We start from the raw sequence: 13,832 nt of genomic DNA, 5'->3' as shown, positions 1-13,832 counted from the left end.
GTTTTCCCTCCGTGTGCGATGTACTGCCGCAGGGCTTCTACGCTCCGCTGGCCTCCGGGTGAACTTGTCGTGCCTGGCCGTCGGCCGCGGCCGAGATCAGGTGCCGTACACCTGGAGCTGCGCGATCTGGCCCGCGGGCCAGCCCGTGTTGGCGGTGACGACGAGCCGCAGATGGCGGGTGGTCGTGGAGGCGGGGAGGGTCAGAGTGGCGGTGTTCCCGGTGAGCGGGTCGAAGGAGCAGTCCGTGCTGCCGCGCAGCACGGAGAAGGAGGCGCCGTCGGTGCTGCCCTGGACGGTGACGGTCTGCGTGCGCGCGCCCCAGCTGGTGGACGGCGGCAGGGCGAGAACGACGCGCCGGACGCCTGTGGTAGCGCCCAGGTCGACTTGGAGCCACTGGGGGAAGGCGTGGTTGGCGCTCTCCCAGTACGTGCCCGGATCGCCGTCCACGGCGTTGCTCGCGCCGTACGTCTGCGTGTGGCTGCTTTCGGAGACCGGCCGGCGCAGCGCCAGGTCGCCGGTTGGGGTGCCGCCGCCCGTCGCCGTGGTGACGGTGACCCGGGCCGAGGCCGCGGACACGGAGCCTGCTGAGTCGAGCGCCTGGACGTCGAAGGTGTACGAGGTCGACGGGGAGAGACCGCTCAATATGTACGTGGTGGTGTTCCCCGGAGCGGTGCCCACGGGGGTGGCCGTGTCACCGGTGATCCGGCGCACGCGGTACCCCGTCACACCGGAGTCGTCCGTCGAGGCGGTCCAGGCCAGCGCGACGGTGGTGTCGGTGACGGTGGTGGCACGCGGATTGCCGGGGGCGGTCGGCGGCTGGTTGCCGTTGCCGCCGACGAGCGGCGGGGTCGGCCGGGTGGCGGTGACGGGGAGCCGGCCCTTGAGCATGCGGCCGCCGTCACCGGTCAGCCGGAGGTAATAGTCGGACGAGCAGGCGGTGCCGTCCTCGTCGAGCGCGAGGAAGCCCGACCCGGTGGGGACCCAGTCCCGGGACTCCGCGGTCTTGGCGATCTGGTTGCCCTCGTTGTACTCGTCGAACATGGAGATGTAGACGCTGGGTACCCCGGCCCGGCCCATGTTGTAGAACTGCCGCCACATGAAGTCGCCGTGGGCGCGCTGGCGTTCGGTGACCCCGCCGGGCAGGACGCACGGCTGGTAGTCGATTCCGTGCGCGGTGCACTCGGCGAGGTCCGGCAGGGTGGCGACGTTGTAAAAGTTGTCTGCGTCACCGGCGTTGCCGATCCGGCCGACCAGCCATGGCGAGAGCATGTCGAAGGCGTGGTAGACGCCGCTGAAGCCCGGCCGGGAGTCCCGGTCGCCCGTTCGCCACCAGGTCGGAACCCCGCCGATGACGTAACAGCCCTGGGCCTTGAACCAGTTCAGCACGTCCAGACAGGCTTCCGGGGTGAACGGCCGCTGGGCGTCATTGAAGCCGAAGCCCCAGATGCACACCACCGGCATGCCGTTCTGCCGGGCATACGCCGAAGAAGCGGTGTGCGCACGCATCTTGGCGGTCCAGTCGGCCTTGATGTCCGTCTGCATGGACGTCCAGTCGGACACGTCGTACATGATGTAGAACTTGACCCCCTCAGCCTCCGCGGCGGCGCGAACCTTGCTCGCCATCGCGTCGCGCGTCGGCCCTTCGCCGCCGGTCGGGTTGAACCGCTGGAGGGCCGCGGCGTCGATGCCGTACTGCTTCATCCATCGGAAGTGGGTGTCGACGGTGGACTGGTCGTAGGACGAGAACAATGAGGCCGGCTGCCCGTTGCCGAGGTTGCCGAAGGCGGTCCGGTAGGTGGCCGGGTACTCACGGACATCGGGCCAGGCGACGATGGCGTGGTTGGACGGGGAGGGGGTCTCCCCCCAGTTCCTTGCCCAGTGCCACCAGCCGTCGATCGGGGCGCCGTCGCCCTTGCAGGCGAACCAGCCCTGGTACCCCACGGTCACCTTGCCGACCACGTCGCCCGGGCCGCTGGCCGCGGGCGCCGCGTGCGCGAGCGTGGCCTCCCCGCCCGCGATGACTCCTGTCAGTCCCGCCGCCGTCGCCGCTTGTAAGAACGTGCGCCGCGTGAATCCCACCCAGGGCTCCTTCGATCAGTTCTCCACTGCGGCGCCCCGCGGGGCCGCGGACGGGCCACCGGTAGCGCTGCAACTTTACACGGGGAACTGTATTGACGTGAACACGGCATCGCAAGAGGCCGTCATGAGGATGAAAAAACAGAGCTTTCGTGCGGGCGGGGAGGCGGTCCCGCACGGGGCCGCCCGGCTCGACCGGCCGAGTCGGGTGCCGGGCGGCGGTGACCCCGAGGTGGAATTGTCGACCGGGGCGGTGACGAAGGCCTCGGTGACCCGCTCGTCGGGTATCAGGAGGCGGTGGTAGATGGCCTCCCCAGAGCTGGTCCACCATGACCTGCACGTCGACGTCGGGGCGGATCTGCGCCTGTGCCGGGCGTGCCACAGCCGCTCGCCCGCGAGCCTGCGGCGTGGGGCGGAGTACAGGTCCCGGTGGGAGGCGGCCAGTTGCACCTCGGTTTGGTTGGTAGGTGCCGATGAGCTCGGTGAGGACGCGCCCGCCGGGTGTCCGGGGCATCACCTCGGCGAAGGCGTGCAGCTGTGTGAGCAGATCCGCTTGTGGCCCAGAAGAGGAGCCCCCGGCCCGCCCAGAATCAGAAGCAGCGGACGCGCTCAATCCTTTCCCTGCGCCAGTTGGGCGCTGCGTACGTCATGTCCTGCCTTCTTTCGAGGCATCGGTCAGCAAACTGTGCTCAAGGTGCATATGCCCTTGCTCTCCCCGCCCGCGTCTCCCGGGCTCAGCGAAAGCGTCAGGCTTCCAGTACCCGCGCGGCGCGCGCGGCCTCGATCCATTGCGGGAACTCTTGCAGAAGCTGATCGAAGAGCACATCGTCGTCGACGTCGCCCGGCATACGGCCGGCGTGGAAGAAGCCCGCGTTGTCCACGACGCGACGAGCGGGAACGGCGAGGGTGTCGAGCTTGCGCAGGAACGCGAACTCGTTGTCCTGAGGATTACCGAACCCGATGAACTGCCAGAACAGCGGCATCCGGGCCGCTTTGCAGAGATATCGCTCGGCGGCGAGCCTGCTGGTCGGCCCCCCGTCGGTCTGGAAGACGACCAGGGCGGGGGCGCTGCCGTCCGAGTCCACGTAGTGATCTATGACCGCGTCCATCGCCCAGTGGTAGTTGGTACGGCCCATGTGGCCGAGGCTCTCGTGCATCTTGCTGACGTGCCCCTGGTGCCGGCCCAGCTCCAGATCGGTGGATCCGTCGACGTCAGTGGAGAAGAACACCACCGGGACGACACCGTCGTCGTCGAGGTGCGCCGACAGCGACAGCACCTGCTCGGCCAGCCGCTGCATGGTGCCGTCCCGGTAGTAGGGCCGCATCGACCCGGAACGGTCCAGCACCAGGTACACGGCGGCCCGCGTTCCTTCCAGCCCATGGGCCCGGATACTGCTGCCCGCCGCCTCGTAGTGGGGCACCAGGTCGGGCGCGTACTCGATTACTTTGGACAGGCTGATGGCCGGAACGGGCCCCCGGCTGTTCGTTGAACTCACGTTCCCATCTTGCCGGGGCCCCCGATGGCGTGAACCGTTCGCCTGGACAGGAGCCGGTGGTCATGCGCGCGGGCGCGATTTCCAGGCCCGGCATCGACACTGCTGCTCGGTGAATTCTCGCCGAAAGAGAGCATCTGCACCACTCCATGGCCAAGTTGGCCACTCTCTGCCCTTACACGAGGCGAAGTCGGGAAGTGTGGCACCGCTGCTCCGCAAAGAGGCGCACGTCCAACTCAAGGGAGAAGACCTTGAAGCGCGGCCCTTTCCGCTGGTCAGTCGGGCTGATGGCCGCCGATGCCGCACCAGACGATTGCCGATAGCGCGCCGGCACCGCCTGAGACGACTGGGGCGGTGCTGCCTTCGAGCCTTCTCGGGCACCACTGCCCCAGGTCCCGCCCGCTACCACCGGCTGGCCCAGGGCACGGGCACCCGGCTCGGCTGATCCCGCGCGGCGACAGCGACACCCGGCCCGGGGAGGCGAGAGCCCGCTCAGCGGCCGTGCCGCTGCTCGTAGCGCGTCGCCGCGTCCAGGATCCAGGTGTCCGGCCACTTCGACCGGTCGACCGGACCGATCTGCCGGGCACCCTCCACGCAGCGGGAGTCGTCGGCCAGGGCGAGGCCGCTCACGGCCTTGATCCGAACCAACTGGTCGTCCTCGCCCAGGAATCCGGCCAGTATGTCGGCCCCGGCGGGGCCGCAGCCCTCGAACTCGTACAACAGCTCACACACGGCCGCGCGAACCCGGGCCTCGGGATCGCGGGCCAGTGCGGTGAGCACGTTCCACGCCTCGGGGTGGGTGTACGCGTCCCGCGTCCTTTGCAGCAAGGACGGCACCACCATGCGTACGCGGGGTCCGGGGTGCGCGCGGTGAGCAAGTCCCACACCCTCGGCCGCCGGATCGTCGACGTACGTCAGCCCGCTGAGCACCGACGCGAGCGCCGCCGGGTCCGTCTCCGCGGCGGCCCATGGAACAAGGACGTCTGCGGCCCGTCGCTCAGCGGACTCCGCGTCGAGGGCGAGGAGCTGACGCACGAGATCCGCGGCGAACAGCCGCCACAGAGGGTCGGAGGCCGAACGAAGGGCCGGCACCCGGTCCCAGGCCTCCGTACAGCACCGTTCGGCGAGCACCGCGACCACCTCCGTCCAGTCGGCGTGGTCCCCGTCGGCACGGGCCAGCGCACGGGCGAGCAGGACATCGAACGGCCGGTGCACACCGCACATCGCCTCCAGACGGGTGAGAACGGCGCAATGGCCGTCGTACACGCTCATGCCGTCGAGCGTGAGCATGTCGTACGCGGTGACGCCGAAGTCATCCGCGATCCTGCGGCGCACCACCGGACCCGTCGCACCGGTCGCGAGGCGCAGCCCCGCTTCGGCCCCGGTCCCGCGCCAGCGTCCCGCACGGGCCAGGAGCTCGGCCCGGCCCCCCTCCGTGAGCCGGTCCGCGGCCTGTCCGAGCAGGGCGGCGGCCAGGCCGGCGTTGCCGGAGATCACGGCCCGCAGCAGCGGCGTGCTCCCGTCCGGCAGCGGCCGCAGCGGATCGGCACCGGCATCCAGCAGCGCGTCCGCCACATGCCCGTCGAACGCGGCGACGGCAACGCACAGTACGGGGACCCCGTCGGCATCCGTCGTCTCCGGGTCGGCGCCCGCCCACAGTGCCTCCCGCACGAGATGCGCACGCCCGGCCCGCACTTCGGCGACCAGTTGTTGCCCCGACACGGCCTCGCCCCCGTACTCAGTTGTCCGGTGGGCAGACTAATCGGCGGCAACGGCCGGCCGGGAACGAGAACTCACGCGGCCACGAGCTGCTCGGCGACCAGGCCGTGCGGTAGCTCCGCGTCCACGAAGTCCCCGTGCTGCGGCGGCCCGCAACGCCCGCTCAGCGGGCACATGTTGCCCTGGGCCGCCGGAGTCCCCATCCACCGGTCCCGCACGGTCACCCAAAGGCTCCTCTGCGCCCGGAGGCCATGTAGCTTCAGGCAAGGGGATATGAGATGAACTTCGAAGAGAACGAACCGCAGTCCGTGCGAGAGGAGCGCTTCGCCGCGGAACGGGCCCAGCGCAGAGAGGCGCGCAGAAACGCACTGCTCGACTCCAGGGGAGCCCACCTCGGCGCAGCGGTCGTAACCACCGCCCTTGCCCTCCTGGCCTGGTACGGCAAGCTGGTCGCTCTGGGCATCGTCAGCGCCGCGTTTCTGCTCTGGTTTTCCGCAGCCCTCGCCTGGGTCTACGCCGACAAGGACCATGGGCGGCACGCGCTTCAGCGCGCGTACAACATCACCTTCGGGTGGGGCGACGCGTTCTGAGCACCCCGTACTCGGCACCGACCGGGCGAGAGCGAGTTCGCAGCCTGCTGCGGTTGCTCGTGTCAAGCTCCGTTCACTCGCAAGGAGGGTTGCAGAGCCGATTCCACCGATGCCGGCGGCCTATGCCATCCCGTTCGTTCACCCGCCTGGTCCGGGAATGCCGGTGGGCCGGAACTGGGGGAGAGGACGGCCTCGGGTGAACGGGGACGATCAGGAAGCCCGGCACAGCCACGCGGTCGGCCGCACAGCCGATCCGGACGAGCTGTTCGTGGCCGGCGCAGCCCGGAACAGCGCCAAAGCCCTTTGCACCGGCTGTCCGGTGCGCGCCGAATGCCTGGCCTACGCCCTGGACCACCGGATCGAGCACGGAATCTGAGGCGGTATGACCGAGCGGGAGCGCGGAGGGCTGTTGCGGTGCCGCCCCCTGGTCACCTCCTGGAGCCGCCTCCTCGACGCCGCCCGCTACGAACATGACCGTCTTACCGGACCCGGTGACGAGAAACTGGTCTGCGAGAGCGTCGGGTGACCTCCCCGGCACGGGGTGCGTGCCTTGCGGGCAATGAGGTGCGTATACGACAGGTTGGTCACCGGGCAAAGCGGACCGACGAACCGGCGCCGCCCCGGCCTCGGCCGCGCCGTAACTGGTCGTTTTCCGGCTGGCAGTTCTGCCGCCGGCCACAGCGTTCAGCTGCCGGGCCTGGCAGCGGGGCGTTTCTTCAGTCCTGTTGGTGGACGGGATTTGCGCAGGTCGGGGCGCAGGTGCCGAGGTGGAAAAAGGCAAGGGTTCAGGAGTTCGGGACGCGGGCGCGGGGTGGTCTTTGGGGCTGGGCGTGTCGTTGATCGGATAAATGCGACCGGGCGGGGTAGAACGTTTGCGGTTCCTGCTGCCAGGGACCGGAGCACGCACGGATGGTCGGGCCGTGTTCCCGGGTATGAGCGAAGGATCATCAGTATGGCCAGCGGCATTGTGAAGTGGTTCAACTCCGAGAAGGGCTTCGGGTTCATCGCGCAGGACGGCGGGGGCGCGGACGTCTTCGCGCACTACTCCGAGATCCAGGGCAGCGGGTACCGCGAGCTCACGGAGGGCGAGCACGTCACCTTCGACATCGGGCAGGGGCAGAAGGGACCGCAGGCGCAGAACATCGTCCGCGGCTGACCGGGCGAAGCGACGACCACCGGGGCAGCTGCCGGTCCGGCAGCCGCCCCGGTGGTCGTGCTGTGACGCCCGGCTCGAATTCTGGGCCGCGCGCCGCCTCAACGGCACGCACGTCAAGTGCCGCCGCCTCGGTGTGCAGTCCATGGCCATCTTGAAGGGCGGCTAGGGGGTGTTGCGAAAGTCCCGCCTGTCCGGCGACGTCTGGCACGCACGCTCGCCGCGTTGTCGGGATCGCCCCGATATACCCGGTATCGGGGCGACCCTCCGCCTTGCGATCGCACGCACCAGACGCCGCCGGACCCGTCCTCCGGGCGGACGGCGCTACTTTCGAAACACGCCCTAGTAGTGCTTCGCTAAGTCGCGTGATCTCTCCTGGTGGTGGGGTCGAATTCTGGTCCAGACCAGAATATTGACGTGTTCCTGACCCGTCGATACGCTTCGGAAATCGCCCTGAGAGCGCTCTCAGGATCGCTTCAGGCGCCTCGCGCTGGCTACCTCCACAGCACGGCCTTCCGGATGAGGAGTTGAGCTTGTCTGCCAACCTTCCTTTCGCGCCCCGCACGCCCCGCACGCCCCGTACCCGCCGCACCAGGGCTGCCGCCTTGGTTGCCGCGCTCACACTGGCCGGTGGATGCCTCGTTGCTACCCAGGTCACCGCCGCCACCGAGGCTGCGGCCGTCCCCGCGACGATCCCGCTCACGCTGACCAACAACTCCGGACGCGGCGAGCAGGTGTACGTCTATGTGATCGGCACCGAGCTCTCGTCAGGACGCCAGGGCTGGGCGGACGTGAGCGGCACCTTCCATCCATGGCCCGTCGGTGGCAACCCGCCGACGCCCGCCCCCGACGCGTCTATCGCGGGCCCGGCCGTGGGACAGTCGAAGACGATCCGGATGCCCAAGTTCTCCGGCCGAGTCTACTTCTCCTATGGGCAGAAGCTCGTCTTCAAGCTCACCACCGGCGGCTTGGTGCAGCCCGCGGTGCAAAATCCGAGCGACCCGAACGCGAACATCCTCTTCAACTGGACCGAGTACACGCTCAACGACGCCGGCCTGTGGATCAACAGCACCCAGGTCGACATGTTCTCCGCCCCTTACGCGGTCGGGGTGAAGCGTCCGAACGGGACCACCCTGACGACAGGCCACCTCAAGCCCGGTGGCTACAAGGCGTTCTTCGACTCCCTGCGCAGTCAGCCCGGTGGCTGGGGCGGGCTCATCAGGACCCGCTCCGACGGGACGCCCCTGCGGGCGCTCGCCCCTGGCCATGGCATCGAGGCCGGGGCGCTGTCGGCCGCGGTCATGAACGACTACGTCAACCGGGTGTGGAGCAAGTACTCCTCGCAGACTCTGACCGTCCAGCCGTTCGCGGACCAGCCGAACACCAAGTACTTCGGACGGGTCCAGGGCAACACCATGAACTTCACCAACAGCACGGGAGCAGTCGTCACCAGCTTCCAGAAGCCCGACTCGGACAGCATCTTCGGCTGCTACAAGCTCCTCGACGCGCCCAACGACCTCGTCCGGGGGCCCATCTCCCGCACCCTGTGCGCCGGATACAACCGGTCGACGCTGCTGAGCAACCCCAACCAGCCCGACGCGAACGACACAAACTTCTACAAGGACGCGGTCACCAATCACTACTCCGCCAAAATCCACGCCCAGATGGCCGACGGCAAGGCATACGGCTTCGCCTTCGACGACGTGGGCGCGCACGAATCGCTCGTGCACGACGGCGACCCGCAGCAGGCATACATCACGCTGGACCCGTTCAACTAGGACTTTTCCGGCCGTTCATGTGACTGCTCCGTGCCCGAGTCGTTCCTGTGGGCGTGGGGCGGGGCGATCTGAGTGATGCGAAGTGGAACGGCTGCGGCAGTTCCTGTCGGTGGGCAACGGGCGTTGTGGCCGGTGGCGGGATCACCGGCAGGTGATCGACGGGAATTCTGCGCCGGGTGCGAACGGGGTGCGATGGCGTGAACTGCCTTAACGGTTCGGGCCGTGGCCTGTGGTCGGCCGACGGAACCTGGGAACGTCTGCTCCAGCAGGTGCAGGCCGCGGCCGGCGCCCGCACCGACCCGTCTCCGGCCCCGGGATCAGAGGGGGCCGCAGGGATGGAACGCCAGGACGAGACGTCGTCGCAGACTCTTGTCGCCCGACTGGTGGAGGTGGTGCTGGAGGTGAGGGCCTGGGGCGCTCGCGAGGCGGGTGCACGCGCAAGTTCCACCTGAGCGCGGACTGCCGCTGCCGCCCGCTGTCCCTGATCATCACGCCAGGTCAGCGGGCGGACTGCACCCAGTTCGACCAGCCACCAGTTTCGGGGCAGATGCTTCAGCGCAGCGGATGCGGTGGGACGGAGCAGGGAGAGGCTCTGTGTCTCGTGCGTGGTGCTGTGGGGGTGCTCGACGGCCGGCAGGACCCTGCCGACGTCGACCAGGTCGGCGAGGACCCGGTAGTGCAGCTGCCAGTTCAGCGGCCACGGGTAGTCCCAGTCCTCATCGACCGCGGCCAGCCGCTGCGCGCGCTGCGCAGCTCGTTCCGCGTCCTTCCCCCAGGCTCGAATTCTGTGCCGGGGCTCAGCTGACGAGACCGGCCAGGTGATCATCATCTCGGCGATCTCTGTGTCGATGGCCTTGGCGTCCCGCATGCGCTGCCGGCGGCAGTGACCTGGATCGGGAGGTCGGTGAGGGGCCGGCGGTCGGGGTTGCGATAATTGCGTAATGACAACCCTTGAACCCTGAGGCCACAGATCCGGGCCGCTGCCGGTGATCACCCCTTGCGGAGGGTTCGACCTGGAATCCCTGCCGCCTCTGAAGGCGCAGATCGACACCGCTGTCGCCGCGCACGGCGGGGTGGTGGTGGACGCTGCCGGCATCACGTTTGCCGACTCCACCTTTCTTGGGCTGCTGCTGGCCACCCACCAGGAAGCCGATCTTCGCATCGCCGCGCCCTCCGCGACTCTGGCACGGCTGTTGAGTGTGGTTGGCGCCGACGCGGTTCTGCGTATCCACCCGAGCGTCCAGGACGCCCTGGCCGCAGCCTGCCCCCGCAGCGAGGGACGCGACGGTGTGCACGTGCCCGCCGGATGGCCTGAGAGTATGTGTGCCGGGTACATGTGGGTGTGTACTGCTTCGATATGAGCCGAACACGTCCGTTCGCAACGGGGGAGTCACGGAACACCGGGCGGCGTCTCGCCGGCCGAGGAGAGGAACGTGTGAGTGACACCGCCGTTATGCGGGACAGCGCCTCCTACGAGATGGTCTCGGGTGACATAGCCAGGGTCCGGGATTTCGTGCGGGGGTTCCTCATGAGCGCGCAGCACCTCCGCGGCTGGGTCGTGTCCGCACGGGCTATGGATGTGGCGCAACTGGTGGCCAGCGAGCTGGCCACGAACGTGTGCAAGTACGCACCGGGGCCGTGCCTGGTGGACCTGGAAGCCGATGGCACCACGCTAGGCATTGTCATGTGGGACTCCGGATCGGTTCTCCCGGTGGCCTCCGCCGCCGACCCCACCCGTGTCGGCCAGCACGGCCTGGAACTGGTTCTTCTGGTCTGCCAGAGTTTCGAAGTGCGTCAGGAAGTCGTGGGCAAAAGCCTACGCGCACTGATCGCCCTTACCGGCAGCCCGGACAGCGTTGCCTTCGGCCCGGCCACCGGGTGATACCAGCCCCCGGCCGCCCCGAGCCCGCGCCCCCCGGCCTTTCCCCGATCAGCCTCGGGCTGCGCTCTGGCGCGTGCTGAGATCGCCGACGGTAATCCCGGATACCTCGGGCACGAGGCCTGTGACCTGCGTCGGGCCCGAAAACTCGGCCCTGACCGGATCGGTTCGGTCCTCGGCCTGCCGGTCGCGACCGCCCACCGCGTCCTGACCCGTCACGGGCTGAACCGACTGTCGTGGATGGACCGGCCGACCGGCGCCGTGATCCGCGTGAGTGCCCGGGCGAACTCGTCCACGTCGACGTCAAGAAACTGGGCAGGATCCCTGACGGCGGCGGCCACCGGGCCCTGGGGTGCGTCGCCGTCTATGCCCAGGTCATCCAAGAACTCCGGACCGAGCTGGACAGGCGAACCGACAGCCCCACTCACCGCAACCCCGTCCCGAGCCCGTCGACCAAGGCCTGAAGGGCGAGTCGACATGGCTGTTGAGCGCGTCGTGTGAACGAGTCTTGTAGGCGCTCCGTCCTGCCAGCTCCACGCTCAGCTTCCGTCTCCTCCGCCGTCACGCAGGCAGTTTCAGCTCAGGAGAGGATTGCCCCTGAGGTTCGCTTCCCCGCATGGCCAGGGTCCCTCGGCCAGGGTCCCCAGCGGTGTACGGAAGACCAGAACCTCGTTGCCCAGGGAGACGACTACATTGCCTTCGCTCAGCAGTAGCGCACGACCGATAACCGCTCGGCTGTCATCCATGGCGAATAGCTCGTGTCCGGCGAGATCCGTGTCCACAGCGAGCAGCTTGCCGTCTCGCCAGAACACCGCGGTTCCCTCGCTGTCCATCGCGGGGTAGGACGTGTAGTAACCCGTCAGCGGCGGCCCGTCCACCAGGCTGTTGTCCGGTGCGAGCTGCCGGAAGCGTGATCGCGAAGGCAGGCTGTTTTCGAGCTCCGGGCCGCAGACACCGCCGTTCTTGTCGACGAGCATTGCCCCATGGCTGGCCCAGCGCGCGGTTTCGACACCGTCCCGGCCGAAACGGCCGGTCGAGAAGGCACCGTAACCCTGGGATCCGAGCAGGAACTGGCCAGGGCCAGCTATCGCCTTTCGGCCTGTGGGAGCGGGAGCGGTAACCGAGATGGTCGCGCCACTGTCCAGGTCGAGGAAGAACGTCCTTCCGATGCCACCCCGTGTGTCGGTGAAACTGGCTGCGATCCGGTCGGCCGAGACGAGCAGTGGCTCCCAGTGATCAATGCCGATCTCCTCCGGGACCCAAGGTCTGCACGGCTGGATCTCCCATCCGGTCCGGTCTCCCATCTCCACCACACCCGGGAATGAGATCGCACCGAGCGCAATCGGCGTGGACCAGAGGCACTCCCCCTCCCTCGTGTACCGGGCCACGCGAGGCTCCGGTACGGAGGTGAGTCGGCTTCGTTGCCTACGGACCACGCGGGAGCCGCCGCTGACCCAGGAAATGACGAACCCGTCGTCGAGGAGGACGACTGCCCCGATCTCCTCATCGGCGCGGCACTCCGGGCGGGCGGTGGGCCCAGTGGAACCGTCCGGCAGAATACTTTCCAGGAGCTGACCGTCGCGGTCTGGGCAGGCGAGCCACAGCGCGCCGTCCGTGGCCAGACGGGATTGCGGCTTGCCTGTCCCGGGGTAGGTCCGCTGCCACTCCACCTGGCCTGAAAAGTCGACCCTCGTGATGACGGTCACCAGCGGATCCGGGCCGTAGCCGGTCACGGTCAGTGGCCCAGAGGGGTCGGATGTGGCCACAGCCCGGACCTGGCCCGGCATGGTGAAACGCGATGAGAGGGGCATGCGTCCGCATCTTGCCGCATGTCTCTCCTTTCGGGGCTCAGCTGCTGAGGTCGACCACGCCCCACGCGGTGAACGGCTCGGCCTGGACGTAGATCCTGCTTCCTCGGCTGACGGCGCGGCGGCGGCCGGGCAGGTGGCCGTCGGGCAAGGTGAGCAGGCCGACGTCCGTTGGCTCGACGGAGGCTTCGGTGAGCTCTCCGCGGGTGAGCCGGTGCATCTCTTCGCCGTAGCCGCCGTAGAAGGCGACCCGCTCGCCGTGGATGGCCACTGCCTTGGCGCCCCGTACCTGGTTCGGCCACACCCGCACGGGCCGGTCGGGGCGTATCTCGACGAGCGGGAAGTCGGTGTACGTACACGCCCAGGCGGTGGTGCCCGACACGTTCAGGGAGTAGCAGTCGAAGAGGCCAGGGATGCTTGCGTCGTCGGACGTCCAGTAGATGTGGCCTGTGGGGCTCCAGCGGCGGATTCCAACCGGGTTTTCGTCGAAGTGCCCGACCCAGATGTGGCCGGCCTCGTCCACGAGCATGTGCTCGATGGCGTCCCCGACGGAGAAGGAGGAGGCCTCGCGGCCGAGCGCGTCGAAGACCTGGACCTGGTCCGCGTCCTCGTACCAGCGGGCGCGGGATGCTGCGACGACGAACCCGCCGTCAGGCAGGCGGTCCAGGTGCGGCCAGCGGGCCCGCACGGCGCTCAGCTCGGTGAGTTCGACGTCGCCGCCCGGGTGGACGGAGACGACCAGCGCCTCGTAGGGCAGGGCATCGCCGCCGGGCTGCGGAGCGTGGTCGACAAGCAGCCAGTGGGCGGTGCCGAAGACGTCGACGGTGCTGGTCAGGACGTGACGGGTGTGGTGCGCTCGGGGAAGGTGGGCGTAGGGAACGAGGGCAGTCTTCTGCACGGGCGGGCTCTCCTGGGTGGGCGGTCACGGCGTTCGGGCGCTGCGGTGAGCGGCGGCGGTGCGCGAGCGGTGGAGAGCGAAGCGGGCTGCCTAGAAGGCATGGCCCTTTCTGGTGGTCATGAGGTGATCATCGTCGATGTGTGGCCCCGTGCCAAACCCTTTCGGTCCAGCGCTCACGCCGTCTGTGGCCCCGCCCGCTCAGCCTCGACGGCGGCCACCCCGCCCGCCAACTCGAATACCCGGCGCGACAGGTCCACTGTTCATCGGACAGACGCAGTGCATGGTCGCACGTCCCTAAGAGGTCCTCGCAAAGGCTCTTCATGTGCCGGTGTGTGATGAGGGGGTGGTGAGGCGAGGAAGGCTTCGTGGATGTCGTCTCCCCGCTCCCAGGGGGCCTGTCCAGGATCGCGTCGGCGGCGTCCGTATCACAGTACGGGC

The 13,832-nt window shown here is 68.7% G+C and carries 11 protein-coding genes and 2 pseudogenes; 7 read left to right on the top strand and 6 right to left on the bottom strand.

The features are described from left to right. Positions 1-96 precede the first annotated feature (96 nt). The 4 genes from ACN6LM_RS17105 to ACN6LM_RS17090 form a co-directional block, all read right to left on the bottom strand. On the bottom strand, positions 97-2,079 hold the full coding sequence (locus ACN6LM_RS17105; RefSeq protein WP_445066209.1) for a discoidin domain-containing protein: 1,983 nt from the start codon (positions 2,077-2,079) through the stop codon (positions 97-99). A gap of 743 nt (positions 2,080-2,822) precedes the next feature. Next, complete coding sequence (locus tag ACN6LM_RS17100) at positions 2,823-3,572, bottom strand: VWA domain-containing protein (protein WP_445066208.1); 750 nt, start codon at positions 3,570-3,572, stop codon at positions 2,823-2,825. Positions 3,573-4,061: 489 nt separating this feature from the next. Further along, positions 4,062-5,291: a HEAT repeat domain-containing protein gene (locus ACN6LM_RS17095; protein WP_445066207.1), complete on the bottom strand. Its 1,230-nt coding sequence runs from the start codon at positions 5,289-5,291 to the stop codon at positions 4,062-4,064. A gap of 71 nt (positions 5,292-5,362) precedes the next feature. Further along, on the bottom strand, positions 5,363-5,512 hold the full coding sequence (locus ACN6LM_RS17090; protein ID WP_445066206.1) for a hypothetical protein: 150 nt from the start codon (positions 5,510-5,512) through the stop codon (positions 5,363-5,365). A 54-nt stretch (positions 5,513-5,566) separates the two neighbouring features. Between ACN6LM_RS17090 and ACN6LM_RS17085 the strand changes: the two genes are divergently transcribed. From ACN6LM_RS17085 to ACN6LM_RS17055, 7 genes and pseudogenes are all read left to right on the top strand, one after another. Beyond that, complete coding sequence (locus ACN6LM_RS17085) at positions 5,567-5,878, top strand: hypothetical protein (RefSeq protein WP_445066205.1); 312 nt, start codon at positions 5,567-5,569, stop codon at positions 5,876-5,878. Positions 5,879-6,074: 196 nt separating this feature from the next. Continuing rightward, a pseudogene (locus ACN6LM_RS17080) lies at positions 6,075-6,404 on the top strand (WhiB family transcriptional regulator). Positions 6,405-6,830: 426 nt separating this feature from the next. Beyond that, on the top strand, positions 6,831-7,034 hold the full coding sequence (locus ACN6LM_RS17075; protein WP_164403683.1) for a cold-shock protein: 204 nt from the start codon (positions 6,831-6,833) through the stop codon (positions 7,032-7,034). 530 nt (positions 7,035-7,564) lie between these two features. After that, positions 7,565-8,809: a glycoside hydrolase family 64 protein gene (locus ACN6LM_RS17070; protein WP_445066204.1), complete on the top strand. Its 1,245-nt coding sequence runs from the start codon at positions 7,565-7,567 to the stop codon at positions 8,807-8,809. 986 nt (positions 8,810-9,795) lie between these two features. Beyond that, positions 9,796-10,170, top strand: a complete 375-nt coding sequence (locus ACN6LM_RS17065; protein WP_445066203.1) for an STAS domain-containing protein — start codon at positions 9,796-9,798, stop codon at positions 10,168-10,170. Between the two features lie 92 nt (positions 10,171-10,262). Continuing rightward, positions 10,263-10,691: an ATP-binding protein gene (locus tag ACN6LM_RS17060; protein WP_445066246.1), complete on the top strand. Its 429-nt coding sequence runs from the start codon at positions 10,263-10,265 to the stop codon at positions 10,689-10,691. A gap of 126 nt (positions 10,692-10,817) precedes the next feature. Further along, positions 10,818-11,041, top strand: a pseudogene (locus ACN6LM_RS17055) (IS481 family transposase); the annotation flags it as partial. Positions 11,042-11,263: 222 nt separating this feature from the next. Here ACN6LM_RS17055 and ACN6LM_RS17050 read toward each other — a convergent pair. Continuing rightward, positions 11,264-12,454, bottom strand: a complete 1,191-nt coding sequence (locus ACN6LM_RS17050; protein WP_445066202.1) for a hypothetical protein — start codon at positions 12,452-12,454, stop codon at positions 11,264-11,266. A gap of 82 nt (positions 12,455-12,536) precedes the next feature. Beyond that, positions 12,537-13,394: a hypothetical protein gene (locus tag ACN6LM_RS17045; RefSeq protein ID WP_445066201.1), complete on the bottom strand. Its 858-nt coding sequence runs from the start codon at positions 13,392-13,394 to the stop codon at positions 12,537-12,539. Positions 13,395-13,832: the final 438 nt, after the last annotated feature.

The sequence above is a fragment of the Streptomyces sp. SAS_281 genome, assembly GCF_052542855.1.
Note: the sequence above shows the minus strand (reverse complement) of the source record. Positions and strands in the feature narration are given on the sequence as shown.

Bases quoted from the DNA above. Each gene is read 5' to 3' on its own strand.
- ACN6LM_RS17060 (WP_445066246.1), top strand. From the start codon at position 10,263: ATGCGGGACAGCGCCTCCTACGAGATGGTCTCGGGTGACATAGCCAGG.
- ACN6LM_RS17075 (WP_164403683.1), top strand. From the start codon at position 6,831: ATGGCCAGCGGCATTGTGAAGTGGTTCAACTCCGAGAAGGGCTTCGGG.
- ACN6LM_RS17085 (WP_445066205.1), top strand. From the start codon at position 5,567: ATGAACTTCGAAGAGAACGAACCGCAGTCCGTGCGAGAGGAGCGCTTC.